Here is a 24,390-nt window from a genome sequence, read left to right on the forward strand (position 1 = left end):
TGGAGTATTCCTCACAGGCCTGCGTGGGCGGCGATGGCGGCGGCGATGGCCAGGGCCAGCTCTTCGGGTTTGCGCTTGATCGAGTAGTTGGTCAGTTCAGGGTGGCTTTCAACGAAGCTGGTATTGAACTGGCCGCTACGGAATTCCGGGTTACGCAGAATTTCCTGATAGTACGCGGCGGTGGTCTTGACCCCTTGCAGACGCATGTCGTCCAGGGCTCGCAAACCACGGTCCATCGCCTCTTCCCAGGTCAACGCCCACACCACCAGTTTCAGGCACATGGAGTCGTAGAACGGCGGAATGGTGTAGCCGGTGTAGATCGCCGTGTCGGTACGTACGCCGGGACCGCCGGGTGCGTAGTAACGGGTGATCTTGCCGAAACTCGGCAGGAAATTGTTTTTCGGGTCTTCGGCGTTGATCCGGAATTGCAGGGCGAAACCACGGTGGTGGATGTCTTCCTGTTTCACCGAAAGCGGCAGGCCGGACGCGATGCGGATCTGCTCGCGGACGATGTCGATGCCGGTGATTTCTTCGGTGATGGTGTGTTCCACCTGCACCCGGGTGTTCATCTCCATGAAGTACACCTCGCCCTCGGCGAGCAGGAACTCCACGGTACCGGCGTTCTCGTAACCTACGGCCTTGGCTGCGCGCACCGACAGGTCGCCGATGTAGGCGCGCTGTTCCGGGGTCAGTTGCGGGCTCGGAGCGATTTCGATCAGCTTCTGGTTACGGCGCTGGATCGAGCAGTCGCGCTCGAACAGATGCACCACATTGCCAAAACTGTCGCCAAGAATCTGTGCTTCGATGTGCTTCGGATTGACGATGCATTTTTCCAGGAACACTTCCGCCGAACCGAACGCCTTGGTGGCTTCGGAAATGACCCGTGGGAAAGCCTGCTCAAGCTCTTCGCGGCTGTTGCAGCGACGAATGCCGCGGCCGCCACCACCGGAGGTGGCCTTGAGCATGACCGGGTAACCGATACGGTCGCCTTCGGTCAGGGCTTCTTCGATGCCCGACACGTTGCCTTCGGTGCCCGGAGTCACCGGCACGCCAGCCTTGATCATGCTGCGGCGGGCTTCGGTCTTGTCGCCCATGCGGCGAATCACTTCGGCCGATGGACCGATGAATTTGATACCGCGTTCGGCGCAGATGTCTGCCAGCTCGGCGTTTTCCGACAGGAAGCCGTAGCCAGGGTGCAGCGCATCGCAACCGGTTTCCACCGCCAGGTTCACCAGCTTGCGCGGGTTCAGGTAACCGGCCAGTGGTTCGGCACCAATGCTGTGGGCCTCGTCCGCACGCTTCACATGCAAGGCATGACGGTCGGCGTCGGAATAGATCGCGACCGAGCGAATGCCCATCTCGGCGCAGGCACGCACGATTCGTACGGCAATCTCACCACGGTTGGCGATCAGGATCTTTTTTATCACTTGGAGGTTCCCTTGAGCCGGTGGTACCCACGACCTGCTAGACCAGGTCGACGCGTGACCAAATGTTTCAGTTTGGTCGCGGCTCCACACTAGCGCCCACAAGGGATTAACAAAAATGAATAATTATTGGGTCACGCATAAGTAAAGACTTATAGTTTATGCATCAGCCAGCGGCGAGAGTGCTAACGAAATGCGTAAGTCATTGATGCGTATGACATTGCGTCAATTGCAAATCTTCAATGAAGTGTGTGATCTGAGGTCCTACAGCCGCGCAGCCGACGAAATGTCGCTCACACAACCGGCCGTAAGCCTGCAGATTCGTCAGCTTGAAGAGCTGATTGGTCAGCCATTGTTCGATTACGTCGGTAAAAAACTCTACATGACCGAAGCGGCCGAAGCACTGCAACGTGCCAGTCGGGACATTTTCGGGCGCCTGGAAAACCTCGATATGCAGCTATCGGACATGCAGGGGTCCTTGCAGGGCCAGCTGAAACTGGCGGTGGAATCAAGCGCCAAGTACTTCGTCCCGCACCTGTTTGCCGCGTTCAAGCGCCAGCATCCGGAGGTCAACCTGCAGCTGACGGTAGTCAACCGTGGCCAAGTGATTCGACGCCTCTCGGACAACCGTGATGACCTGGTCATCATGTCCATGGTGCCGCAGGACATGGGCCTGGAGTTCTTGCCATTTCTCAACAATCCGATCGTCGCCGTGGCGCCACCGAATCATCCACTGTGCCACATGGGGCCATTGCGCTTGCAGGACCTGGAGCCTTACACCCTGCTGCTGCGCGAACCCGGCTCGGGTACGCGAATGGCCTGCGAAGAGTACTTCAAGGAGAAGCGCGTGCACTTCAACCAGACTCAGGAAGTGTCGTCAGCCGAAGCTCAACGCGAGTGTGTGCTGGCGGGTCTGGGCGTGGCGCTGTTGACGCGCCATGCCCTGAACCTTGAGTTGGCAACCGGCGGACTGATTGAGTTGCCAATAGAAGAATTGCCGCTGTTCCGCAGTTGGTGCCTGGTGCAGGCCAAGGCAAAACGCCTGTCACCGGTGGCTCACGCATTCCTTGCGTTTGTGCGCAGCGAGCGGGTGCAGATCAGCGCCCTGGTTGAGCGTTTCGACGGGAAACGATCGGTGCCGCCTGCCAGTAGTTGAGTTCCAGATCTTCAGGAAAATCGCCAATCTCGGCCAAAAGCTGACGGCGCTCACAGCGATCCTCAATGGCGCGGCGGAATTCCATGCGGCGCTGATCTTCCTGCTGACGACGGGTTTTGACAGCGCTGTTGCGTTCTTCGTAGGGCTGGGCCATTTCGAGTCTCCCAAGGCGAGTACGGGAGTTTCAAGATAGGCGCGAGGGATGACGGTTTGGCGGCGCAAGCATTACAGACTGATGAAAGTTTTGTTGGCGGCAAGCATACCTGTGGCGAGGGAGCTTGCTCCCGCTGGACTGCGCAGCAGGCCCATTTTTTGGGGCCGCTACGCGCCCCAGCGGGAGCAAGCTCCCTCGCCACAAAGTCCGTGCCAATCCTGGGATCAATCGTCCAGCGCTTTCACCGACTTGGGCGACAGCCGCAGACTGCGCAGGCTGCGCTTGACGCTCTTGAGGTGGTTGACCAGGCTTGGCCCACGCGCCATGGCCACGCCCATCGCCAATACGTCGATCACCACCAGGTGAGCGATACGCGAGGTCAGCGGCGTATAGATCTCTGTGTCTTCGTGCACATCGATCGCCAGGTTGACGGTCGACAGCTCGGCCAAGGGAGTCTGGCTCGGGCACAGGGTAATCAACGACGCCCCGCTCTCGCGAACCAGATTGGCAGTGATCAGCAGATCCTTGGAACGCCCGGACTGGGATATGCAGATCGCCACATCAGTCGGCTTCAACGTCACCGCCGACATCGCTTGCATGTGCGGATCAGAATACGCCGCCGCCGTCAGCAGCAAACGGAAGAACTTGTGCTGCGCATCCGCCGCGACCGCGCCCGATGCGCCGAACCCGTAGAACTCGACACGCTGGGCCTGGGACATCAGCGTCACCGCCCGCTGCAACTCCAGTGGGTCGAGCTTCTCTCGGACCTCCATCAAGGTATGCAGGGTGGTGTCGAAGATTTTCAGGCTGTAGTCGGCGACCGAATCGTCTTCATGGATCGCGAACTGTCCGAAACTCGCACCGGCGGCCAGGCTTTGGGCCAGCTTCAGTTTGAGGTCCTGGAACCCGGAACAGCCGATGGCACGGCAAAAGCGCACGATGGTCGGCTCACTGATTCCGACACTGTGGGCCAGGTCGGCCATGGAGCTGTGCATCACGGCCGCAGGGTCAAGCAGCACGTGATCGGCGACCTTGAGCTCCGACTTGCGTAACAGGTGGCGAGACTGGGCGATGTGTTGCAGCAGATTCAAAGGGCTGGACTCTTTGTTATTGGCAGGTGCCGGGGATGTAGCACGCTTGTAGTTATACTACATGAATCGGCTTTTTGCCTGCTCAATGCGTTACCGAATCCCTCGATTTCAGGTGCCCGCGCTTCATGTAGCACTCGTGGCGCGGGTCCGCGGAACAGGTTTTTGAGGTCACAAGCTTATAGATTTACTTGTATAAAAAATAAAAAACACCGCTCCAAGGTCACTTAACAACAATACATGCCACTTTACAAATCCAAATAATAAAGTCCAACCAAAACAAACTTTAGCTGGGTATATTAGTTCCCGCAGGAAGCAAAACCCAATTAAAGGAGCTACATATCATGACTATTAAAACCAAAGACTGGACCGCACAAATCGATCGTATGCCAGGCGCCCCATCGTTCCGCACCTACGGCACGGTAACCGTTGCGCACACCGGCATCACACCGAAGCTGGAAATGACCGCGCTGCAGGACAAGTCCTTCGACCTGCGCCTGGAACTCAAACTGGAAACTTCGAATGAAGTTTCGCTGCAAGTCGAAACCGACAAGTTCGTTGAATACAAAGTTCCGGGCGATTCCAATGTTACCGGCGTCAGCATCTTCTACGAAGGCAAGTTACTGCACCATATTGATAAAGTACTGATTACCAACTAATAACTCATAACGCTTCCGGCAATTCGGGCGTCCCGCAGACTCAGCTACTGAGGAGTGGGACGCCTCCTTCTCAGCCAGCAGTCTGCGCCTGCAGCAAGCCGGCCAGGGTTTCGGCCTCCACCGGACGGCTGACCAGATAACCCTGCACTTCATCGCAGCGCTCAGCTTTCAGGAAATCAAGCTGTTCGCGTCGCTCGACCCCTTCCGCCACCACCTTCAACGACAAGCCGTGCGCCATGGCGATGATTGCCCGAGTGATCGCCGCGTCTGCGCTGCCCTCCCCCAAGCCACGGATAAACGCCTGATCAATCTTCACGTAGTCCACGGGAATCCGCTTGAGATAGCTCAACGAGGAGTAGCCGGTGCCAAAGTCATCAATCGCCAGTTTCACGCCCAAATCACGTAGCTGCTGGAACGTCGCAATGATGTGCTCGACGCTATCGAGCAACTGGCTTTCGGTGAGCTCCAGTTCAAGGTAGCGTGGCTCCAGGCCGGTTTCTTCCAGCACTTGACGCACCAGACTGACCAGCTTGCCCTGCCGTAATTGATGCACCGACAGATTCACCGACACCCGAATCGCTTCAAGCCCCTGCCGCTGCCACTCACAGGCTTGCCAACAGGCCTGGCGCAGCACGAACTCGCCAATCGGCCCGATCAACCCGGTTTCCTCGGCCAACCCGATGAAATCCCCCGGTGGCACACGGCCCATGATCGGGTGATCCCAACGCACCAAGGCTTCGGCGGCATTCAACTTGCCGGTGTCCAGGCACAGTTTCGGTTGGTAAAACACTTTCAACTGCTTCTCTTCGACGGCCTTTCGCAGTTGGTTTTCCAGTTGCAAGCGCTCCAGGGTGCTGGCCTGCAAACTATCGGTATAGAACTGGAAGTTGTTGCCCCCCAAATGCTTGGCGTGTTGCATGGCCATGTTCGACTGGCTGACCAATGCCGAAACTTCCCGGGCGCTGTCCGGCAACAGGCTGATACCCATCGACGCACTGACCACCAACTCATGCCCTTCGATAGTCACCGGCAACCGCAACTTGCTCGCCAGACGCGTCGCTACCCGCGCGAGGCTCGACAGGTTGCCGTAGGAGTTGAACAGCACCGCAAACTCGTCACCGGACAAGCGGGCGATGGTGTCGGCTTCCGGCAATGCATTCACCAGCCGTCGGGCCATCTTCTGCAATAACTGGTCGGCGATTTCATGCCCCAGGCTGTCGTTCAGCTGTTTGAAGCGATCCAGATTGATGTGCAGCAACGCCATGCTGCGATAACCGCCCTGGCGCACTCGCTGATGCGCTTCGCTGAGTCGTTCGCGGAACATCGAGCGATTGGCCAGGCCGGTCAGTTCGTCGTAATGAGTCAGGTAGCGCATGCGCTCTTCGGATTCCCGGCGAGCCGAGAGATCCGCGAAGAAGCCCACGATATGGCTGACATTTCCCCGGGTATCGCGCACAGCATTCAGTTGCAGCCATTGCGGATACATCTCGCCGTTCTTGCGGGTTTCCACCAATTCGCCTTGCCAGGTGCCGTGCTGTTCCAGCGCCTGATGAATCGCCGCGTAATGCCGACGTGCATCGCGGCTGCACGGCAACTCAACGACATTGCGGCCGATCATGTCTTCGATGTCATAGCCGGTCACCCGACTGAAGGCCTGATTGATCGCGATCAGGGCGTAATTCGGATCGAAAATCACGATCCCTTCGCTGGCGGCTTCGAATACCGTCGCCGCCAATTGCCGCTGCGCTTCCAGACCTTTGCTGACGCTGATGTCGCGACGGGTGCCGACCATGCGGAGCACCCTGCCGTTTTCGGCGCGTTCGACCGCCCGCCCGCGGTCCTCGATCCAGACCCAGTGACCATCGCCATGCCGCACGCGGTACTCGATCTGATAGTCCTCGGTGCGGCCTTTCAGATGCTCGACCAGCGCCCTTTTCAGTGCGGGAAGATCCTCTGGGTGCAGCCGCGGCTTGAGGTGACGCAGGATTCCCGTCACCTGTTCCGGCTCCAGGCCGAACAATTCCTGAATCTGTGTGTGGTGAACTTCGTCGGTTTGCAGATTCCAGTCCCACAGCCCCAGCTCACTGGCCTTCAACGCCAGCGCCAGGCGCGCTTCACTCTTGCTCAGCGCCTGATTGGCGGCGTCCAGCTCCAGGCTGCGCTGGGCAACGCGGTTTTCCAGATCGATCTGGATTTCTCGCAATTCGTCCTCGGCCCGCCGACGTTGTTCGATTTCCTTGGCCAGCTTCTGATTGAGCTGATCACTGCAACTTTGCGCCTGCTGCAAGTGCTCGATGAGCGCCTGATTCTGAAAGCGTCGCATCAGACCGCGATCGATTAATCGATTGACCTGCCAGGCAACCACGCTCAGTGCGCCGAGCAAAATCAGCCCGAACCAGCCCCACCCTTGCTGCTGCTCGTCGCCACCCCAAAACATATAGGCAATGGCCGGCAACAGGCAGGGCAAGGTAAATGACAGAAAGGCAGGCAAACTGACGGCGTAAGCCACGCTCGCTGAAAGTGCCGCGGCACCGATAAGACCGAAGACCCAGGCTTGTTGAATGAAGTTATCGGCGGGAACCAGGGCAATGCCGGCACCGGCCAGGGTCAAGCCGGTGAGGCCGGAGCCCAGCAAAAACATACGTCGCCAGATGGGGTGGGCCTGACGATTGGGAATGGCCGAATCGAAGGCTGCGACCTGAATCACCCGCAATGCCACCAGCGACAGCAGCCAAACCAGCCAGACCGTGACCAGGAAATAACGCTGCGGACTCCAGAGCAAACCAGCGCAGACCAGACCATTGATCAACATGAACAGCGTCGGCAGCAAAGAGCCCTGATACAGCAGACGCGTGCGTTCGACCGCCATTTCCATGGCGTACTGTTTACGGATAACCCGGGGCTGCGCAGTGGGGCCCGACAGGTCGAGGCTGAGGGTCATAGGCAATATTCTTGTTCTTATAATGATGAGCATGAGCCCGAAACGTCGACGGAGCATACACAAGCAAGTGCCCCGACCAAACAGCTCCCGGTCAAAAAACAGACAAAAATATTGGCCAGCCGACCCCGTGCAAACGCCGCCAGCCGAGTGCCGCCAACGCTTGTGGACAATGACTGACCGGTCGTCCCGCGCGCCTCTTTCATCGGCTAATGCAAAGCGGGGTTTGCCCGGTGTGACGCCGCCCCCTAGAATGCCCCGATGCGCGATGATCTCTCCCTTCTGCTGAACTCCCTCAACGATGCCCAACGGCAGGCTGTAGCAGCCCCCGTGGGTCGTCAGTTGGTCCTGGCCGGTGCTGGCTCCGGTAAAACCCGAGTGCTGGTGCACCGTATCGCCTGGTTGATCCAGGTCGAAAACGCGTCGCCCCACTCCATTCTGTCGGTGACCTTCACCAACAAGGCCGCTGCGGAGATGCGTCACCGCATCGAGCAACTGATGGGTATCAACCCGGCCGGCATGTGGGTCGGCACCTTCCACGGCCTGGCGCACCGCTTGCTGCGGGCCCATTGGCAGGAAGCGGGCCTGAGCCAGACCTTTCAGATTCTCGACAGCGATGACCAGCAACGCTTGGTCAAGCGGGTGATCCGCGAGCTCGGCCTGGACGAACAACGCTGGCCGGCCCGTCAGGCCCAATGGTTCATCAACGGGCAAAAAGACGAAGGTCTGCGCCCGCAACACATTCAGGCCAGCGGTGACCTGTTCCTGGCGACCATGCGCAGCATCTATGAGGCCTATGAGGCGGCGTGCCTGCGTGCCGGTGTCATCGACTTCTCCGAACTGCTGCTACGCGCCCTCGACCTGTGGCGCGACCACCCGGGCCTGCTGGCGCATTATCAGAAGCGCTTCCGGCACATCCTGGTGGATGAATTCCAGGACACCAACGCCGTGCAGTACGCCTGGCTGCGTCTGCTGGCCAAGGGTGGCGACAGCCTGATGGTGGTGGGCGATGACGACCAGTCGATCTACGGCTGGCGTGGCGCGAAAATCGAGAACATCTACCAGTATTCCGAAGACTTCCCGGACGCCGAAACCATCCGCCTGGAGCAAAACTACCGCTCCACCGCCGGCATCCTGAAGGCCGCGAACGCCTTGATCGCCAATAATACCGGCCGCTTGGGCAAGGAATTGTGGACCGACGGCGGCGACGGCGAAGCCATCAACCTGTACGCCGCGTTCAATGAACACGATGAAGCGCGCTATGTTGTCGAAACCATCGAAAGTGCGCTGAAAACCGGCCTGGCCCGCAGCGATATCGCAATTCTGTACCGCTCCAACGCCCAATCCCGCGTTTTGGAAGAAGCTTTGCTGCGCGAGCGCATTCCGTACCGAATCTACGGTGGCCAGCGCTTCTTTGAACGCGCGGAAATCAAAAACGCCATGGCCTACATGCGTTTACTTGAAGGCCGAGGCAACGATGCCGCGCTGGAGCGGGTGATCAACGTACCCGCCCGCGGCATCGGCGAAAAAACCGTTGAGGCCATCCGCGAGCACGCGCGTCACAGCGATGTGTCGATGTGGGAAGCGATGCGCCAATTGGTGGCCAACAAAGGCCTGACCGGTCGCGCCGCCAGCGCATTAGGGGTATTCGTCGAGCTGATCGAGAACCTAGCCGCCAAGTGTATGGAGATGCCGCTGCACCTGATGACCCAGACCGTCATTGAGCAGTCGGGGTTGATTGCCTACCATGAGGCGGAAAAAGGTGAGAAAGGCCAGGCCAGGGTAGAAAACCTTGAGGAACTGGTCAGCGCCGCGCGCAACTTCGAAAACAGCGAAGAAGACGAGGACCTGACGCCACTGGCGGCATTCCTCGGCCACGCATCGCTGGAGGCCGGTGATACCCAGGCCGACGAGCACGAAGACAGCATTCAACTGATGACCCTGCACAGTGCCAAGGGCCTGGAATTCCCTTACGTATTCCTGGTGGGCATGGAAGAAGGCCTGTTCCCGCACAAGATGAGCCTGGAAGAACCTGGCCGTCTTGAGGAAGAACGGCGCCTGGCCTACGTCGGCATCACCCGCGCCATGCAAAACCTGGTGATGACCTACGCTGAAACCCGACGTCTGTACGGCAGCGAGACCTACAACAAGGTGTCGCGCTTCGTACGCGAAGTGCCGAAAGGCCTGATTCAGGAAGTACGGCTTTCCAACAGCGTCAGTCGACCGTTTGGCGGCAACCAGTCGATGAGCGGCGGCAGCCTGTTCAGCGGCAGCGAGATTCCCCAAACCGAATTCAGTCTCGGCCAGGCCGTACGGCATTCGGTGTTCGGTGATGGCGTGATCCTGAACTTCGAAGGCGCTGGCGCACAGGCGCGGGTCCAGGTGAACTTCAGCGAAGGCAGCAAGTGGCTGATGCTGGGGTATGCCAAGCTGGAAGCGATTTAAAGCGCTTTCTCCAGGAGCCAGCCTGCTGGCGATAGCGGTACATCGGTCGATGTTACTTTTGACCTGTGAGTCCGTGATCGCGAGCAGGCTCGCACACATGTTCTGCGTCTTTCCTACAGAACTTATCCACTCCTCCTACAGACCAAAGTTAACAGGCCTTATTGCCCTGATTGAAGCTGAACCCGACCTGTCAGGCAAAAGCCCGAAACACTCTGCCGCTAGCCAGTAACACTTCAGCTGTGCAACATGGCGCGCGTGCCTTCCACAAATGGGAATTCCCTCTATGAAACGTTTTCTTAGCATCGCCATGGCGTTGTGCATCGGCCTGACGATGAGTCTCGACGTCAATGCCGCCAAGCGCTTCGGTGGTGGCAAAAGCGCAGGCGCTGCGCCGACACACCAAACCAGCCAGATGGCTCCTTCTTCTCCAGGCATGGGCGGCGCTGCGGCGACCGCTGGTGCTGCCGGTGCCGCTGGCGCCGCTGCCAAGGCCAGCGGTGCTTCGCGCTGGCTCGGCCCATTGGCGGGCATCGCCGCCGGTGGCCTGCTGGCGTCCATGTTCATGGGTGACGGCTTCCAGGGCATGCAGATCTTCGACATCCTGATCATGGCGGTCATCGCGTTCCTGGTCTTCCGCTTCATCGCCGCCCGTCGTCGCAAGCAGCAGGAGCAATTCGCGCCGGCTGGCCACGCGCCGATGCAGCGTGAAGCTTTCGAACAGAAGCCTGCTGGCGGTTCGATCTTCGGTGGTTCGGCAGCACCTGTCGCCGCTCGTCCGGTGATCAATGCGCCAGCCTGGTTCAACGAACGCAACTTCATTGAAGCCGCACGCAACCACTTCCAGTCCCTGCAACAGCACTGGGACGCAAATGAAATGGACAAGATCGCCGAGTTCGTCACCCCGCAAATGCTGGAGTTCCTCAAGCGCGAACGTGCCGACCTGGGCGACGCCTTCCAGTCGACCTACATTGATAACCTCAATGTACAACTGGACGGTGTGGATGATCGCGCCGACAAGACCATCGCCACCCTGACCTTCAGCGGCGTGTCGAAAACCTCGCGTTTCGACCAGGGCGAAGTGTTCAGCGAAAGCTGGAACATGGAACGTCCACAGGGCGAAAACCAGCCTTGGCTGGTGGCAGGTATCCGCCAGAACGGCTGATCACCCTCCGCGCTTCACTTGCGGCAACAAAAACCCCGGCCTCGGCCGGGGTTTTCTATTTCGCGGTTGCATCTATAGCGAGCTACTGTATAAACCGCCCCATATAAACCGCGCCATACAAGCAAGAGGATCCCGGACGTGGAAGAAATCATCGAACAACTGCGTGAAGCCAACGAACCGGTACCGGTCCCCTTGGAATTGCCTGACGAAGACCTGCTGGTGGAAATCGAAGAACAACTGTTCATCGACATCCCGTTTGTCTTCAGAGAATTTTTGCTGACCGTCAGTGACGTGGTCTACGGCAGCCTGGAGCCGGTGACCGTCACCGACCCGCAATCGCACACCTACCTGCCAGACGTTGCCGCCAACGCCTGGGATGCCGGCGTCGATCGCAGCCTGATCCCGATCTGCCAGGACGGTGACGATTACTACTGCGTCGAAGAAGACGGCACCGTGGTGCTGTGGTCCGCCGAAGAAGAACTGGTGACGGAAGAAACCTGGGAATCGGTATGGCACTGGGCGCGGGACGTCTGGCTGGAAAGCTGAGTCAGCTGACGCCCCTGCGGGTCAATGCCCTGGCGAATCCTTGTGATTGTCCAGGGTATCCAGCAACGCCACCTGCATCCGCGTGTGGACGCGGATGAACCAGCGCCACAGCAGCGCCGCCACGGCCGCCGCGACCACGGCGATCAGCATCAGCAACTTGTTGGTCGGCAGAATACTGGCCGACAAGGCTGCCAACAGCAGGAAAATCACCAGCAGCGAGAGAATCGGGATCACTTCGGCGATCACCCGACGCACTCGCTGCGTGTGACGCCCTGCCATCTCCGGCTTCACACCCATCTCCGCCAGCAGCATCGACAGCGCCTTGAGCTTGCGATACGCGGCTATCAGGAATGGCAGCGACACCAACAGCGCCCCGCCCCAAATCAAAGCCTTCTGCCAGCTCGGATCGCTGATCCAATCCTGCAGATAAGCGGAAATGCGTTCGGCGAAGTAAGCACCCGCAAAGAAGATCGCGATCACCAACGCCAGATTGACCCCCACTTGCAGCAAGATCCTCCGGATCATCGACGCCAGCAACGCGCCCTGGCCCTGCGGCTGGATGCTGCGCAGCCATTCACCATACATGCCAAGCACGCGCCCCAGCCGCTGCGGTATCACCGCGGCCAACTTGATCGACAGCGGGTCGGCGGCCCGAATCAGATAAGGCGTTAGCAGCGTGGTGATCACCGACACCGCCACGGCAACCGGATAAAGAAAGTTGCTGGTGACCTGCAGGGTCATGCCCAGCGCAGCGATGATGAAAGAGAATTCGCCAATCTGTGAAAGACCCATCCCGACGCGCAGCGAGGTCCGTCCGTCATTGCCGGCGATAAACGCACCGAGTCCGCAGGACAACATCTTGCCGAGCACCACCGCCACGGTGATGACCGCAATCGGCCAGGCGTATTGCAGCAGGATCATCGGGTCGAGCATCAGCCCGATGGCGACGAAGAAAATCGCGCTGAACAAATCACGAACCGGCTCGATCAAGCGCTCGATTTTCAGCAACTGCCGGGATTCAGCCATGATTGCGCCAATCAGGAATGCGCCGAGCACCATGCTGTATTCGAGCTTGACCACCAGCAGGCAGAAGCCGAAACACAGACCCAGCACCGCGATCAACAGCATTTCGTTGCTTTCGAACTTCGCCACATAAGACAGCAATCGCGGCACCAGCAAGATACCGATCACCAGTGCGACGATCATGAACAGCGAAAGCTTGCCGACCGTGGAAAACACTTCGCCTGAACTGACCGTGCCGCTGACGGCGATGCTCGACAGCAACGCGATGATGCCGATTCCGAGAATGTCTTCAACGATCAACACACCAAAGATCAGCTGCGCAAAACGCTGGTTTTTCATCTTCAGATCGTTGAGCGCCTTGACGATGATGGTGGTCGAGGAAATCGCCAGGATCGCCCCCAGAAAGAGCGAATCCATGGTGTTCCATTCAAACCAGCGGCCAATTTCGTAGCCGATCCAGATCATCAGCACGATTTCCAGGAACGCCGCGATAAACGCCGTGGCGCCGACCTTGAACAGTTTGCGCAGGCTGAATTCCAGCCCCAGACAGAACATCAGAAAAATCACCCCGAGCTCCGCCAGGGTTTTGATGGTTTCTTCGTCATGAATCAGGCCGAATGGCGGGGTGTGCGGGCCAATAATAAAACCGGCAACGATGTAGCCCAGCACCACGGGCTGTTTGAAACGATGGAAAAGAACAGTCACCACACCTGCGACCAACATGATCACTGCCAGGTCCTGAATAAAACTGATGGCATGCATGGTGTGAGGCTCCTTGGTGACATTGCTCATACACCGGGCGTGGGAAACGTCCGAGTGAGCAGAATGAAAATCCGCTATCCGCGTAGGAATTTTGCCCATGAGAATGGGCTTTTGAAGGGTAACACCGGGACTTCTGGCAGAAAGGCGGTGCAATATATGGAAACAGATCGATCCGGCGTGACGGCGAACAAGCACCCGGCGTCCCGATAACTGTTGGTTTGAAAAAACCGTCGAGGCACCCGTAGAGGTGCGTCCCCTCAAACCTTTGCCTTGAACCGTGAGAACGCTATGGAACCCGGAAACGCCCAACTGTCGATGACAGTATTGATGACCCCCGACATGGCCAACTTCTCTGGCAATGTTCACGGCGGCACCTTGCTCAAGTACCTCGACGAAGTGGCCTACGCCTGCGCCAGCCGATATGCCGGCCGCTACGTGGTGACCCTGTCGGTGGACCAGGTGATTTTCCGTGAGCCGATCCATGTCGGCGAACTGGTGACCTTCCTCGCTTCGGTCAACTACACCGGCAACACGTCCATGGAAGTGGGCATCAAGGTGGTGACCGAAAACATCCGCGAGCGCTCGGTGCGCCACACCAACAGCTGCTTTTTCACCATGGTCGCGGTGGATGACCAGCGCAAACCTGCCCCGGTGCCGCCACTGCAACCGCAAAACAGCGAAGACAAGCGCCGCTATATCCAGGCACAGCAACGCCGCCAGATTCGTCAGGAACTGGAAAAGCGCTATCAGGAAATCAAAGGCGACGCTTAAAGCAAAAGATCGCAGCCTGCGGCAGCATTCCTCTGGTAAGAGATGCCGCAGGCTGCGATCTTTTTATCGTGACTCGCTTACAAGCTGATCGACGTGGCCTCAAACCTCACGCGCGGATGGGCAATCCGGTCCTGTGCCCGCACCAGTTCCAGCTCATAGCTGGTGCAGGCCTGGGTCTCCAGCAACACCTCGTGCACCGCCGATGCGGCGAACTCGAAGGCGGCCACCAGGCTATCGCCCAATAGCACACGCGCCAGGAACAACCCGGACGTCAGGTCACCAACGCCCACGGGTTGACGTGGAAACGCCAGCATCGGCCGTTGCAGGTGCCAACTGCCCTCGGCTGTCACTAGCAGCATTTCGAAGACGTCGGGGGTTTTGCCCGGGTAGTCCAGATGCTTGACCAGCACGGCCTTCGGCCCGCGCGCCAGCAACGACCGCGCCATCGCCAGGCAATCAAACAGCGATTGCGGCTTGCGTCCTGAAAAACTGTCGAGTTCCAGTTGGTTCGGGCACATGAAGTCAGCCACGGCGGCGGCTTCTTCCAGCAGAAAATCGCTGACTTCCGCGGGCACGCTGCAGCCCTTCTCCGGATGGCCCATCACTGGATCACACAGATACAGCGCTTTGGGGTTCATCGACTTGATCCGCGCCACACCGGTGAGAATCGCCCGGCCCTGGGCCGCGCTGCCGAGATAACCCGAGAGCACGGCGTCGCAATTGCCCAGTTCGCCAATGGCCGCGATGCCTTCGACCAGATCCGGGATCTGGTGCGGCGCCAGCACGTCGCCGGTCCACTGACCATATTGCGTGTGGTTGGAGAACTGCACGGTATTAAGCGGCCAGACGTTCACCCCGACCCGCTGCATCGGGAAAACCGCGGCACTGTTGCCGGCGTGACCGAACACCACGTGGGACTGGATAGCGAGCAGATGGGGCGTACGTTTCATGCGGTGAGTTTCCGTAAAACGATTGAAATTCGAGCGACGCAGTATGCGACTAAACGCAGCCTGTACGACAGACCGGCGACACAGTTAAGCTGACACTATCTTGTTGGAGCACCCTGTTAATGCTGACCCTTGGAAATATTTTCGTGTTGATGCTGCTCGCCACCGCTGGCGCCTGGCTTTGGCACAACCACGGCTTGCGCGAGCGCGCACTGGAGCGGGTCAAGCAGCATTGCAGCAACCTCGGGATCGAGCTGCTGGATGGCAACGTGGCGTTGAAAAAAATTGGCTTCATCAAGGATGCCAGTGGTCGGCGACGCCTGGCCCGTGTGTATAACTTCGAATTCACCGTCACCGGCGAAACCCGGCATAACGGCACCATCACCCAGTTCGGCGCCCACAGTGCGCAGATCGAACTGGCGCCTTACCCGATGCCGTTTGACGACACGCCTCCGGTCGTCGATGTGGTCAAGCCCAGCGCGCAGGTGATCGAGCTGAACCATTGGCGGCAAGAGCACAACAAGTGGCGGCCGTGATCTTCAATTCAACCGACAATTGGCCAGGCCTCTCTGCAGCTCTTCGAGGTCTTGCGGCGCGCTGAAAATCAATTCAATCCTCGAATCCTGACGCCATTCACTGGCTTGCCACGCCACGGCTGAATTATCCAGCGCGTTCGCCGATACCCAGCCTTGCTCACCGTGAACAACCAGCTTCGCACGCCGCCAGGAAAGGCTTTCGAGCCAGCGGCCGAGGAGCGCCGTATCGAAGACCTGGCTCGGATGCCAGCGCCAGCCGATACTCCAGCCACCCTCCTGTTCCTGGCTTAAACAAATCGGCAGCGTCGGGTCGCTCCAGATTGCAGGAAGCTGCGCCAGACGCTTGGGCATCACAAAGTTATCCACACCCGCCACCGCTCGCGACGCAAGACCGGGCAGCTCACTCAAGGGTAGCGCGGCTTGTTGCGTCCAATACAAAGGACGCACCGGCAACATGGCACCTATGCGCTGGCGGTCCGCATCCTCAAGCCCTTCAGACTTGTTCATCAGCAACAGCCCCGCACTGTTCAGCGCCTCTTGTTGCGCCTCAGGCAGCGGCTTTCCTGCTGCGAGCGCTTGCGCATCGAGTACCAGCACGCTGGGTTGCAAACTCAGCACGCCTTGCCATGGCGCCTCGCTCAGCTGCTTGAGCAACTGCACCGGATGCCCCAAGCCCGAAGGCTCGATGAACAACCGGTCCGGCCGCGCCTTGCGCAGCAAACGGCCGAGCCCGACCTGAAACGGCGCGCCATTGACGCAACACAAACAGCCACCGGCCACTTCTCCCAGTGCGATACCATCGGCCTCCTGAGTCAGCAGCGCGGCGTCGATGCCAATCTGCCCGAACTCGTTGATCAACACAGCCCAGCGTTCACCGGTGGGACGTTGCGCCAGCAGGTGCTTGATCAGGCTGGTCTTGCCTGCGCCCAAGGGCCCGGCGATGACGTGGGTGGGAATGTTCTGCAACATGATCGAAGGTTTCTGAGGAGGTAAGTATGCGGTGGATGGGAGTGTCGTTACTGCTGACGCTTGCGTGTGGTGAGGCGTTGGCACAAGCCTGCGTTGTCCACAGCCAGGCGGAACGCCTTGACGTCCAAGTCTGCCAGCAGAACCGCAACATCCCGGAAAAACTGTTCGCCGACGGCTTCTGCCAGCCAAACCTGGCCGGGCAGAAGGTCGAGGTACGGTACGTCGACCATTGCCCCACTGGCGCGTTCGGCGTGTGCAGCAACGCGCAAGTTGCCAATATGCCTTACCGGCAGGATATTCACTATTACGGCGTGGCCACGGACGCGGCGTATTTGCAGCCGTATTGCGAAGGGCAAAGCCAGGGCACTTGGCTCAAGCCTTGAGCGGTTAGCTCAGCCAGTCGAGCGTGAGGATCAAACGGCGCTCGCCGGGATCCAGATGCGGCGAGCGGTGAATCAGACCGAAGCCTTCATTGCCATGCCATTTTTCACCTTTGAGCAAGGCGACTTCGCCGCTGTCGATCTTCTCGATCAAGGTGTCATCCTGAGGTTCGGCGGCGGCTTGGCCCAGTTGACGACGGTCCATGGCGCCTTCCCTCAGCCATTCGCTGCCGAGCCCGGCGTAAGTGGTGATCAACCGTACGGGGACGTGATCGACGTGAAAGCGCGGGCACATGGCCTTGTCGAGAACCCTCAGGCGCACGCCGATTCGCCGGGCACCGAGCAGGCAGGCAAACGCGCTGACCAGCCAGGAAACGTCGGCGATGAACCCTTCGTAACCTTCAAGATCACTGAAGCCTGAGGCCAATCCATGGAGATTGGGTTCAGCTTCGTCGTCGGGCATTTCCAGGGATAGCGACTCCGCCAGTGGCTCGTTCAGCGACAGCAGCAGAGTCGCGAAGTCAGCGATATGCAGCGGGAGTTGGCGATTCCAGACCGCAAGGTTTACACCGTCATCGAGAATGTCGCTCAGGGATGTTGGTGTTGTTCCCTGTTGCTGGCGGATCGACTTTCCGGACCGTCCCGCCGGGGTCAATGTCAGCATCAGGCAGCCTCTTCCTGCCAAGGGCCAAACGGGTCTGGAAGCAATCGCCAGCCTTCAACGCCCAGTGCCATTTCATCGTCTGTCAGCAGGCACTCATCGAGCGCTGCGGTGAGCAGTTTGAAGTCGATGTTCTGGCCGATGAACACCAGTTCCTGCCGGCAATCCCCCGTGTCGCGAGTCCAGTTTTCCATAATGCCGGCCGTGCTTTCCTCGTCCTGCGGCCACTGGTTCTTCGGCACAAAACGCCACCAGCGCCCAGCGAAACCATGACGCATCAAACCGCCGGCCTGAGACCAGCTACCGGCATCCATGTGCTTACTGGCCAGCCAGAAGAACCCCTTGGATCGCAGCAGCTTGCCATTGACCCACGGACGGTCGATGAAGCTGAAAAAGCGTTGCGGATGGAAGGGACGACGCGCCCGATAAGCGCTGGAGGCAATGCCGTACTCGTCAGTTTCCGGTACATGTTCGCCGCGTAACTCGCGCAACCAGCCTGGCGCCTGGGCGGCTTTATCGAAGTTGAATCGACCTGTACTGAGGATCTTTTCGAGCGGTACTTCACCCATGACCATTGGAATGATCTCCGCCTCGGCGTTGAGTCGCTCCAGGATCGCAATCAACTCCTGGCGATCGCGGCTGCTGATGAGGTCGATCTTGCTGATCAGGATCACGTCAGCGAACTCCACCTGCTCAATCAGCAGGTCGGTAATCGCACGTTCATCTTCTTCGCCCAAAGTCTCACCACGGGATGCGAGGCTTTCAGCGGCCTGGTAGTCGAGCAAAAAATTCATGCCGTCGACCACCGTGACCATGGTATCGAGCCGCGCGATATCCATAAGGCTTTGCCCGCTTTCGTCGCGGAACGTGAAGGTTTCCGCTACCGGCAGCGGTTCGGAGATGCCTGTGGACTCGATCAATAAATAATCAAAACGACCCTCGCTTGCAAGCTTGCTCACCTCTTCCAGCAAGTCTTCACGCAGGGTGCAGCAGATGCAGCCATTGCTCATTTCAACGAGTTTTTCTTCTGCGCGATTGAGGCTGACGTCGCGCTGGACCTCGCTACCGTCAATGTTGATTTCACTCATGTCATTGACGATCACCGCGACTCGAAGATTTTCTCTATTACGTAGTATGTAATTAAGAAGTGTACTTTTTCCGGCCCCTAAAAAGCCCGACAGCACGGTCACGGGTAAACGATTTGGCATCAGATGCTCCTCACGGGATGCCCGGTCAAAATGTCGGGCTTGATTTTATGTTATAGTATAACAACACAATCAAGCCACTCTCCTCTTGTCCCGAACGACCAAGGGCTGGATGCTGGAGCTCATTCCGTTCACGAGAAATCCCATGCGTAACGCCCTGAAACTCGCACTGATGAGCCTTTCATTGCTGGGTGCTGCGGCTGTCCAGCCGCAAACTCCAGCCTTGGCCAATTGCACCCGAAGCGCCAACTTGCTGGCTTGCGTGGATGGCGAAGGCAATGCGTACAGTGTCAATACGGTCGGCAGCACAATCTACTTGCGGGGGTTCGAAGCCGCCGGGAAGCGTCACTGGGCACAGACCAATAGCCGCTATGGCCAGCTGACGTTCTTCACGGGAATTGCATCCGACGGTGAAGCGTGGGTCGGGTACAACCGGCGTGTCGGCTGGACCACGATCAATCGGTTTTCCAGTTCTGGTGGCAGCAGCGCCAAATTCACCTGCAGCCGAATAACCGGTTGCTAACGCTGGGATTACAGGCGGGATCAGCTCGAGGGATTGCCATCCAGGCAAAGTGAAAACCTGTTCATGAAAAAGCTATCGTGGAACGCATTGTTATACTATAACATGCAAATTCAATTTCCATGATGGACCTGCTCATGAATGCGCTGACTCTGCCGGATATCGCCGCGCAGGCCTCACGCCAAGCCCTGCCACTTGAGTGGGTGGGCATGTGCGGCATTGCTCTTCCTGTTTTACTCGACGGCCAACGATTGAGCGCAACTGCCGATGCAGGGGTGAGTCTCGACAATGGAGAGGCGCGAGGCATTCATATGTCGCGGCTCTATCTGGCGTTGGAAATGCTCGAACAGGCAACACTTACGCCGGCACTGCTTCGACGGTTATTGCAGCGATTTCTGGACAGCCATGAAGGTCTGGCAAGCAGCGCTTATCTAAAAATCCATACGAATCTACTGCTTAAAAGGCCCGCCCTGATCAGCCCTTTGAGCGGATGGAAGACCTATCCCATCTCCATTAATGCGCGCTTGAAAAACTCGATGTTCCACGTGGAACTAAAAATCGAGATTGCTTATTCCTCGACATGCCCTTGTTCAGCGGCGTTGTCTCGACAGTTAATCCAACAGCAATTTGTCGATGATTTCGCCAACAAGCCCTTGGAACACGCCGACGTCTTGGCTTGGCTGGGATCGACAAAAGGCATCGTTGCGACGCCTCACAGTCAACGCAGCTCGGCACAATTAAGCCTGCAACTCGACGACTATCTGGACGAGCTGCCATTGATTGCACTGATCAATGACGCTGAAGCAGCTCTGGGCACTGCAGTGCAGACGGCCGTGAAGCGTGCAGACGAACAAGCTTTCGCCCTCGCCAATGGCCAGAACCTGATGTTCTGCGAAGACGCAGCCCGACGGTTGAACATCGCCCTGAAACGCTCTCCCGGCATCAACGGCTTTCACATTCGCGTTATCCACGCTGAAAGTTTGCATGCCCACGATGCTGTCGCTGAAAGTCGCTGGAACCGGGAGAACGCATGATCCACTGTCAGGCATTACGTTGGGGTGCCCCGGGGCAACCGCTGACACCGCCCCTCGACATCGAACTGCAAGAAGGCAGTTTCACCGCCGTGATCGGTGCCAATGGTTCCGGTAAAAGTAGCCTGTTGAAAGTGATAGCCGGCCTGCAAAAACCTCTCTCCGGTAAAGTCGCACTTGCGGCACCGGGTAAAGGTGGGCTGTCGTTCTTGCCTCAGCAACAACATCTCGATCGCCAGTTTCCCATCAGCCTCCAGGAGTTGGTCGCCGCGGGTTTCTGGAGCAGCAAACAATCCTCGGAACAACGCCGCCAGCGACTTCGCACCGTACTGGAAGATTGGTGCCTGAGCGGTTTGGAGCAACGCCCATTGATGGCGTTGTCCGGCGGTGAATTACAACGTGCCCTGCTTGCACGATTAAGCCTCGCCGACGCCCCTTTGCTGTTGCTTGACGAACCTCACGCGGCGCTCGACGAGCTCGGCCAAGCGCTGCTGTGGAAGCACCTGCACGCGTGGCATGCCGACGGTCGAACGCTGGTGGTGGTGTGTCATGACTTGGCGGCCGTGCGCCAACACATTGCGCAAACCCTGCTGATCAAAAGCAGCGGCTGCCTCTTTGGCGCAAGCACCGATCTCATCCGCCAGCAACCATTTACGCAGGTGGCGTGATGCTCGCTGCCGCACAGCTTTGGCAACCGTTCCACGAGTTCGTGTTCATGCGCCGGGCGCTGATCGGAGGGTTGCTCCTGGCCTGTAGCACAGCACCGCTAGGGGTATTTTTAATTCTGCGACGCATGAGCCTGATCGGAGACGCCGTCGCTCACGGCATCCTGCCGGGTGCCGCACTCGGGTTCTGGTTCGCCGGTTTGAGTCTCCCCGCATTGACGGTCGGCGGTCTCGGCGCCGGCCTCGGCATGGCGGGACTGGCAGCCTGGATCACTCGCCGAACCGGCCTGCGGGAAGATGCGAGCCTCGCCGCGATCTATCCAATTTCCCTGGCCAGCGGTGTGCTGATTCTCGGCCTGGCCGGCAAACGCCTGGACCTGTTGCACCTGCTGTTCGGTTCGGCACTGGCGGTCGATGGCCCCACCTTGAACGGGATGCTATGGGTCTCGGCGGTGAGTTTGATCGCCATGCTGCTGATCTACCGACCCTTGTTGCTGGACACCCTCGATCCACTTTTCCTGCGCACCGTCAGCCGCCTCGGTCCTCTGGCCCATGGCGTATTCCTGACCCTCGTGGTGTTGAATCTGGTGATTGGATTCCAGGCCATCGGTGCCTTGATGGTGGTCGGTTTGATGATGTTGCCCGCCGCCGCTTCACGCTTCTGGAGTCGCCGGCTACCGGTCCTGATGGCCATCGCAGCAGTGTTTGGTTGCCTCTCGGTATGGCTGGGGCTGTTGCTGTCGTTTGACTATTCCCTACCCAGTGGCCCGGCCATCGTGCTGGTGGCTGGCGGTTTCTACCTGCTGTCGGTGGTGTTCGGACCCGTGCACGGTCTACTGCATCGCCCACCTTTGCTCACATCCCAATGAGGTGTTACCCGATGCGCGCTTTACTCGTGCTGTTCAGCTTGATGATGTCGATGTCACTGTCTGCTGCGGAAAAACTTCAGGTGGTCACCAGCTTCAGCATCCTCGCCGACATGACCCAACACGTGGGCGGCGAGCACATCCAGATCACCAACATGGTCGGCCCCGACGCCGATGCGCACACCTACGAACCCACGCCAAACGATGCCCAGGCACTGCTCAAAGCCAAACTCATCATCAAGAATGGTCTCGGTTTCGAGCCATGGCTGGATCGCCTGGTGGCAAGCAGCGAGGCCAAGGCACCGGTCATCACCGCCAGTCGAGGTGTCATCCCACGGGATCTGGATGAAGACGGCGAGACCGTTCCCGACCCACATGCCTGGCACAATTTGGCGAACGCCGAGTTGTACGTCGGCAACATCACCAAAGCGCTGATTGCCGCAGACCCTGCGAACAAGGCCGACTACCAACGCAACAGCACCGCCTACCTCAAGCAGATCTACACGTTGCTTGCCGAGGCTAAAGCCAAACTCGGCGCACTACCGCCGGGCAACCGCAAGATCGTGACCTCACACGATGCCTTTGGTTACCTCGGCCAGGCCTATGGGATCGACTTCATGGCGCCTCAGGGTTTGTCGACCGAGCGAGAGCCTTCAGCCGCCGAGGTCGCTGCGCTGATCACCCAGATTCGCCAGGCCAAGGTCAAAGCCGTGTTCATGGAAAACATCAAAGATGCGCGTCTGCTCAAACAGATCGCCGACGAAAGCGGCGCACAGATCGGCGGCACGCTGTACTCCGATGCGCTCGCGGCGACCGGCCCGGCAAGTACGTTTACCGGACTGTTCGAATACAACCTCAACACCCTCTACAACGCGTTGAGCAAGCCATGATTCGCAAGAACCCCTCGGGGGATTTACCGCGGATAGCCGAGTCCGCCTATGTCGACAAAACCGCCATCATTTGCGGCAAAGTGGTGATCGGTGAAAACGTATTTGTCGGACCCTACGCGGTGATTCGCGCCGATGAAGTCGACGAGACCGGTGAGATGCTGCCCATCACCATCGGCGCCAATTCGAACATTCAGGACGGCGTGGTCATCCACTCGAAATCCGGCGCGGCGGTGACCATTGGTGAGTTCAGTTCCATCGCGCACCGCTCGATCGTTCACGGCCCCTGCACCGTCGGAAATCGGGTCTTCATCGGTTTCAACAGCGTGCTGTTCAATTGCCGTGTAGGTGATGGCTGTGTGGTCCGGCACAACTCGGTAGTCGATGGGCGCGACTTGCCCGAGGCCTTCTACGTACCCTCCACTACGCGCATCGGACCGAACACCGATCTGTCTCAATATCCGCCGGTGAGCATCAGCGCCTCGGAGTTTTCCGAGGACGTGGCGCGCACCAATGTCGACTTGGTGCGCGGTTACAAAGCCCTGCAAAACGAGTTTTAAGACAATCGACAAACGTCTACATGACAGCGAACAGGGTTTGGTCTTATGGTTTATTCGCTAGCGCGTGTGATCGAAGCAGTCGAGAACAATAACTATGATCCAGATCACCCTGCCCGATGGTTCATTGCGTGAGTACGACCAACCCCTGACCGTTCATGAAATCGCCGCGAGTATTGGCCTGGGGCTGGCCAGTGCAGCGGTGGCAGGACGCGTCAACGGCGTGTTGGTGGATTGCGAATTCATGGTCGGGGCCGATGCCCGGGTCAGCATTGTGACGCCGCAGGAGCCAGACGGCCTGGAGATCTTGCGCCGGTCCTGCACGCTGATGCTGGCGATGGCCGTCAAACAACTTCATCCGCATGCACAAATGCGCGTGGGCTCACCGCTGGGTGATGGGTTCTTTTGCGAGTTCGCTGTCGAGCGAGCCCTCGCCGCGACCGACCTGCCGCTGATTGAAGCACGCATGCAATCTCTGGCAGCGACCAACCACTCGATCCGGCGCCGTCCGACCACAACCACGACCTCGGAAAATCTCTCGCTCTATCGCCTCGGTGACACAGAGTACTGGACCACCGGCCCGCATGTTCCCACCACCAAGGTCCTGCAGGCATTCGCCCTGGATCACATCAGCGGCACCTTGCAACAACGGGTCTATGGAACGTGCTGGTCGAGCCATCAGGAGCTGCAGTATTGGCGCCTGCCAGCCCATGTCATGGTGGTTAGCATGGATGATCGCCAGACCACCTATGCCCACGCCGTCACCGAGACCTTACGCCGTGGCGGCGTTCGAGCCCTGGCGGATCTGCGCAACGAAAAGGTCCGCTACAAGATTCGCCAGCACAGTCAAACCGTGCCGTATCTGGTGGTCGTCGGGGAGAAGGAAAAGGCTGGCGGGTTCGTCAGCGTGCGCAGTAACAGCGGCGAGGATTTCGGCAGGATGCAGGTTGACGCGGTGTGTCAGTGGTTGAAAGCGCCCGGGATTGCCGGGGTCTGAACGGACGTTCGGTGGCAAGTCGGGAATCCGACTTGCCACCG

Annotated in this window: 24 protein-coding genes; 15 read left to right on the plus strand and 9 right to left on the minus strand. The window is 58.8% G+C overall.

Annotation, left to right across the window (positions count from 1 at the left end; all coding sequences use genetic code 11):
* Positions 1 to 11: 11 nt before the first annotated feature.
* Positions 12 to 1,427, minus strand: coding sequence for an acetyl-CoA carboxylase biotin carboxylase subunit (locus KHO07_RS28505; RefSeq protein ID WP_056854322.1), 1,416 nt, complete (start codon positions 1,425 to 1,427; stop codon positions 12 to 14).
* 190 nt (positions 1,428 to 1,617) lie between these two features.
* Between KHO07_RS28505 and KHO07_RS28510 the strand changes: the two genes are divergently transcribed.
* Positions 1,618 to 2,580, plus strand: coding sequence for a LysR family transcriptional regulator (locus KHO07_RS28510; protein ID WP_150735867.1), 963 nt, complete (start codon positions 1,618 to 1,620; stop codon positions 2,578 to 2,580).
* Here the strand turns inward: KHO07_RS28510 and KHO07_RS28515 are convergent.
* Together KHO07_RS28515 and hexR are read right to left on the minus strand one after the other, a co-directional pair.
* Positions 2,522 to 2,734, minus strand: coding sequence for a hypothetical protein (locus tag KHO07_RS28515; RefSeq protein WP_212626131.1), 213 nt, complete (start codon positions 2,732 to 2,734; stop codon positions 2,522 to 2,524). The genes KHO07_RS28510 and KHO07_RS28515 overlap by 59 nt on opposite strands.
* Positions 2,735 to 2,958: 224 nt before the next feature.
* Positions 2,959 to 3,825 (minus strand): transcriptional regulator HexR, encoded by an 867-nt coding sequence (hexR, locus tag KHO07_RS28520; protein ID WP_007954250.1) that lies wholly within the window; start codon positions 3,823 to 3,825, stop codon positions 2,959 to 2,961.
* 341 nt (positions 3,826 to 4,166) lie between these two features.
* Between hexR and KHO07_RS28525 the strand changes: the two genes are divergently transcribed.
* Positions 4,167 to 4,481 carry a hypothetical protein gene (locus KHO07_RS28525; RefSeq protein WP_212626132.1) on the plus strand — a complete coding sequence of 105 codons (315 nt, stop codon included), beginning with the start codon at positions 4,167 to 4,169 and terminating at the stop codon, positions 4,479 to 4,481.
* A gap of 70 nt (positions 4,482 to 4,551) precedes the next feature.
* Here KHO07_RS28525 and KHO07_RS28530 read toward each other — a convergent pair whose 3' ends face one another.
* Positions 4,552 to 7,422 (minus strand): EAL domain-containing protein, encoded by a 2,871-nt coding sequence (locus KHO07_RS28530; RefSeq protein ID WP_212626133.1) that lies wholly within the window; start codon positions 7,420 to 7,422, stop codon positions 4,552 to 4,554.
* 258 nt (positions 7,423 to 7,680) lie between these two features.
* Here KHO07_RS28530 and uvrD point away from each other — a divergent pair, with 258 nt between their 5' ends.
* From uvrD to KHO07_RS28545, 3 genes are all read left to right on the plus strand, one after another.
* On the plus strand, positions 7,681 to 9,864 hold the full coding sequence (gene uvrD, locus KHO07_RS28535; RefSeq protein WP_212626134.1) for a DNA helicase II: 2,184 nt from the start codon (positions 7,681 to 7,683) through the stop codon (positions 9,862 to 9,864).
* Between the two features lie 283 nt (positions 9,865 to 10,147).
* Positions 10,148 to 11,026: a Tim44 domain-containing protein gene (locus tag KHO07_RS28540; protein WP_212626135.1), complete on the plus strand. Its 879-nt coding sequence runs from the start codon at positions 10,148 to 10,150 to the stop codon at positions 11,024 to 11,026.
* 138 nt (positions 11,027 to 11,164) lie between these two features.
* Complete coding sequence (locus KHO07_RS28545) at positions 11,165 to 11,572, plus strand: SMI1/KNR4 family protein (protein ID WP_014720555.1); 408 nt, start codon at positions 11,165 to 11,167, stop codon at positions 11,570 to 11,572.
* A 21-nt stretch (positions 11,573 to 11,593) separates the two neighbouring features.
* Here KHO07_RS28545 and KHO07_RS28550 read toward each other — a convergent pair whose 3' ends face one another.
* Positions 11,594 to 13,357, minus strand: coding sequence for a cation:proton antiporter (locus tag KHO07_RS28550; protein ID WP_212626136.1), 1,764 nt, complete (start codon positions 13,355 to 13,357; stop codon positions 11,594 to 11,596).
* A gap of 288 nt (positions 13,358 to 13,645) precedes the next feature.
* Between KHO07_RS28550 and KHO07_RS28555 the strand changes: the two genes are divergently transcribed.
* Complete coding sequence (locus KHO07_RS28555; RefSeq protein ID WP_083349923.1) at positions 13,646 to 14,128, plus strand: acyl-CoA thioesterase; 483 nt, start codon at positions 13,646 to 13,648, stop codon at positions 14,126 to 14,128.
* A 77-nt stretch (positions 14,129 to 14,205) separates the two neighbouring features.
* Here the strand turns inward: KHO07_RS28555 and pdxY are convergent, their stop codons facing one another.
* The gene (pdxY, locus tag KHO07_RS28560; RefSeq protein ID WP_212626137.1) at positions 14,206 to 15,078 is read right to left on the minus strand and encodes a pyridoxal kinase PdxY; all 873 of its coding nucleotides are present in this window, start codon (positions 15,076 to 15,078) and stop codon (positions 14,206 to 14,208) included.
* 119 nt (positions 15,079 to 15,197) lie between these two features.
* Here pdxY and KHO07_RS28565 point away from each other — a divergent pair, with 119 nt between their 5' ends.
* Positions 15,198 to 15,611, plus strand: coding sequence for a DUF3301 domain-containing protein (locus KHO07_RS28565; protein WP_150735875.1), 414 nt, complete (start codon positions 15,198 to 15,200; stop codon positions 15,609 to 15,611).
* A 3-nt stretch (positions 15,612 to 15,614) separates the two neighbouring features.
* Here the strand turns inward: KHO07_RS28565 and KHO07_RS28570 are convergent, their stop codons facing one another.
* Entirely contained in the window at positions 15,615 to 16,580 is a 966-nt protein-coding gene (locus KHO07_RS28570; protein ID WP_212626138.1) for a CobW-like GTP-binding protein, read from the minus strand.
* Between the two features lie 26 nt (positions 16,581 to 16,606).
* Here KHO07_RS28570 and KHO07_RS28575 point away from each other — a divergent pair, with 26 nt between their 5' ends.
* Positions 16,607 to 16,963, plus strand: a complete 357-nt coding sequence (locus KHO07_RS28575; RefSeq protein ID WP_075947036.1) for an NADH:ubiquinone oxidoreductase — start codon at positions 16,607 to 16,609, stop codon at positions 16,961 to 16,963.
* Between the two features lie 4 nt (positions 16,964 to 16,967).
* Here the strand turns inward: KHO07_RS28575 and KHO07_RS28580 are convergent, their stop codons facing one another.
* Both KHO07_RS28580 and zigA read right to left on the minus strand, forming a co-directional pair.
* The gene (locus tag KHO07_RS28580; protein WP_150735878.1) at positions 16,968 to 17,624 is read right to left on the minus strand and encodes a DUF1826 domain-containing protein; all 657 of its coding nucleotides are present in this window, start codon (positions 17,622 to 17,624) and stop codon (positions 16,968 to 16,970) included.
* Positions 17,624 to 18,829: a zinc metallochaperone GTPase ZigA gene (gene zigA / locus KHO07_RS28585; RefSeq protein ID WP_150735879.1), complete on the minus strand. Its 1,206-nt coding sequence runs from the start codon at positions 18,827 to 18,829 to the stop codon at positions 17,624 to 17,626. Before zigA ends, KHO07_RS28580 begins: the two co-directional genes overlap by 1 nt.
* Positions 18,830 to 18,971: 142 nt before the next feature.
* Here zigA and KHO07_RS28590 point away from each other — a divergent pair, with 142 nt between their 5' ends.
* From KHO07_RS28590 to KHO07_RS28620, 7 genes are all read left to right on the plus strand, one after another.
* Positions 18,972 to 19,349 carry a glutamine synthetase gene (locus KHO07_RS28590; RefSeq protein ID WP_212626139.1) on the plus strand — a complete coding sequence of 126 codons (378 nt, stop codon included), beginning with the start codon at positions 18,972 to 18,974 and terminating at the stop codon, positions 19,347 to 19,349.
* A 134-nt stretch (positions 19,350 to 19,483) separates the two neighbouring features.
* On the plus strand, positions 19,484 to 20,380 hold the full coding sequence (gene folE2 / locus KHO07_RS28595; RefSeq protein ID WP_212626140.1) for a GTP cyclohydrolase FolE2: 897 nt from the start codon (positions 19,484 to 19,486) through the stop codon (positions 20,378 to 20,380).
* The gene (locus tag KHO07_RS28600; protein ID WP_212626141.1) at positions 20,377 to 21,045 is read left to right on the plus strand and encodes an ATP-binding cassette domain-containing protein; all 669 of its coding nucleotides are present in this window, start codon (positions 20,377 to 20,379) and stop codon (positions 21,043 to 21,045) included. Before folE2 ends, KHO07_RS28600 begins: the two co-directional genes overlap by 4 nt.
* The gene (locus KHO07_RS28605) at positions 21,045 to 21,911 is read left to right on the plus strand and encodes a metal ABC transporter permease (RefSeq protein ID WP_150735883.1); all 867 of its coding nucleotides are present in this window, start codon (positions 21,045 to 21,047) and stop codon (positions 21,909 to 21,911) included. The genes KHO07_RS28600 and KHO07_RS28605 overlap by 1 nt, the downstream gene beginning before the upstream one ends.
* 11 nt (positions 21,912 to 21,922) lie before the next feature.
* The gene (locus tag KHO07_RS28610) at positions 21,923 to 22,798 is read left to right on the plus strand and encodes a metal ABC transporter substrate-binding protein (protein ID WP_150735884.1); all 876 of its coding nucleotides are present in this window, start codon (positions 21,923 to 21,925) and stop codon (positions 22,796 to 22,798) included.
* Positions 22,795 to 23,355 (plus strand): DapH/DapD/GlmU-related protein, encoded by a 561-nt coding sequence (locus tag KHO07_RS28615; RefSeq protein WP_150735885.1) that lies wholly within the window; start codon positions 22,795 to 22,797, stop codon positions 23,353 to 23,355. Before KHO07_RS28610 ends, KHO07_RS28615 begins: the two co-directional genes overlap by 4 nt.
* A gap of 94 nt (positions 23,356 to 23,449) precedes the next feature.
* Complete coding sequence (locus tag KHO07_RS28620) at positions 23,450 to 24,349, plus strand: His/Gly/Thr/Pro-type tRNA ligase C-terminal domain-containing protein (RefSeq protein ID WP_150735886.1); 900 nt, start codon at positions 23,450 to 23,452, stop codon at positions 24,347 to 24,349.
* Positions 24,350 to 24,390: the final 41 nt, after the last annotated feature.

This window comes from Pseudomonas sp. PP3, from assembly GCF_905336995.1.
GTDB lineage: Bacteria > Pseudomonadota > Gammaproteobacteria > Pseudomonadales > Pseudomonadaceae > Aquipseudomonas > Aquipseudomonas reinekei.

What these genes read in the sequence shown, in the direction of transcription:
- KHO07_RS28510 (WP_150735867.1), top strand. Translation starts at nt 1,618, where the DNA reads ATGCGTAAGTCATTGATGCGTATGACATTGCGTCAATTGCAAATCTTC.
- KHO07_RS28515 (WP_212626131.1), bottom strand. Translation starts at nt 2,734, where the DNA reads ATGGCCCAGCCCTACGAAGAACGCAACAGCGCTGTCAAAACCCGTCGT.
- KHO07_RS28525 (WP_212626132.1), top strand. Translation starts at nt 4,167, where the DNA reads ATGACTATTAAAACCAAAGACTGGACCGCACAAATCGATCGTATGCCA.
- KHO07_RS28530 (WP_212626133.1), bottom strand. Translation starts at nt 7,422, where the DNA reads ATGACCCTCAGCCTCGACCTGTCGGGCCCCACTGCGCAGCCCCGGGTT.
- uvrD (WP_212626134.1), top strand. Translation starts at nt 7,681, where the DNA reads ATGCGCGATGATCTCTCCCTTCTGCTGAACTCCCTCAACGATGCCCAA.
- KHO07_RS28540 (WP_212626135.1), top strand. Translation starts at nt 10,148, where the DNA reads ATGAAACGTTTTCTTAGCATCGCCATGGCGTTGTGCATCGGCCTGACG.
- KHO07_RS28550 (WP_212626136.1), bottom strand. Translation starts at nt 13,357, where the DNA reads ATGCATGCCATCAGTTTTATTCAGGACCTGGCAGTGATCATGTTGGTC.
- KHO07_RS28555 (WP_083349923.1), top strand. Translation starts at nt 13,646, where the DNA reads ATGGAACCCGGAAACGCCCAACTGTCGATGACAGTATTGATGACCCCC.
- pdxY (WP_212626137.1), bottom strand. Translation starts at nt 15,078, where the DNA reads ATGAAACGTACGCCCCATCTGCTCGCTATCCAGTCCCACGTGGTGTTC.
- KHO07_RS28565 (WP_150735875.1), top strand. Translation starts at nt 15,198, where the DNA reads ATGCTGACCCTTGGAAATATTTTCGTGTTGATGCTGCTCGCCACCGCT.
- KHO07_RS28570 (WP_212626138.1), bottom strand. Translation starts at nt 16,580, where the DNA reads ATGTTGCAGAACATTCCCACCCACGTCATCGCCGGGCCCTTGGGCGCA.
- KHO07_RS28575 (WP_075947036.1), top strand. Translation starts at nt 16,607, where the DNA reads ATGCGGTGGATGGGAGTGTCGTTACTGCTGACGCTTGCGTGTGGTGAG.
- KHO07_RS28580 (WP_150735878.1), bottom strand. Translation starts at nt 17,624, where the DNA reads ATGCTGACATTGACCCCGGCGGGACGGTCCGGAAAGTCGATCCGCCAG.
- zigA (WP_150735879.1), bottom strand. Translation starts at nt 18,829, where the DNA reads ATGCCAAATCGTTTACCCGTGACCGTGCTGTCGGGCTTTTTAGGGGCC.
- KHO07_RS28590 (WP_212626139.1), top strand. Translation starts at nt 18,972, where the DNA reads ATGCGTAACGCCCTGAAACTCGCACTGATGAGCCTTTCATTGCTGGGT.
- folE2 (WP_212626140.1), top strand. Translation starts at nt 19,484, where the DNA reads ATGAATGCGCTGACTCTGCCGGATATCGCCGCGCAGGCCTCACGCCAA.
- KHO07_RS28600 (WP_212626141.1), top strand. Translation starts at nt 20,377, where the DNA reads ATGATCCACTGTCAGGCATTACGTTGGGGTGCCCCGGGGCAACCGCTG.
- KHO07_RS28605 (WP_150735883.1), top strand. Translation starts at nt 21,045, where the DNA reads ATGCTCGCTGCCGCACAGCTTTGGCAACCGTTCCACGAGTTCGTGTTC.
- KHO07_RS28610 (WP_150735884.1), top strand. Translation starts at nt 21,923, where the DNA reads ATGCGCGCTTTACTCGTGCTGTTCAGCTTGATGATGTCGATGTCACTG.
- KHO07_RS28615 (WP_150735885.1), top strand. Translation starts at nt 22,795, where the DNA reads ATGATTCGCAAGAACCCCTCGGGGGATTTACCGCGGATAGCCGAGTCC.
- KHO07_RS28620 (WP_150735886.1), top strand. Translation starts at nt 23,450, where the DNA reads ATGATCCAGATCACCCTGCCCGATGGTTCATTGCGTGAGTACGACCAA.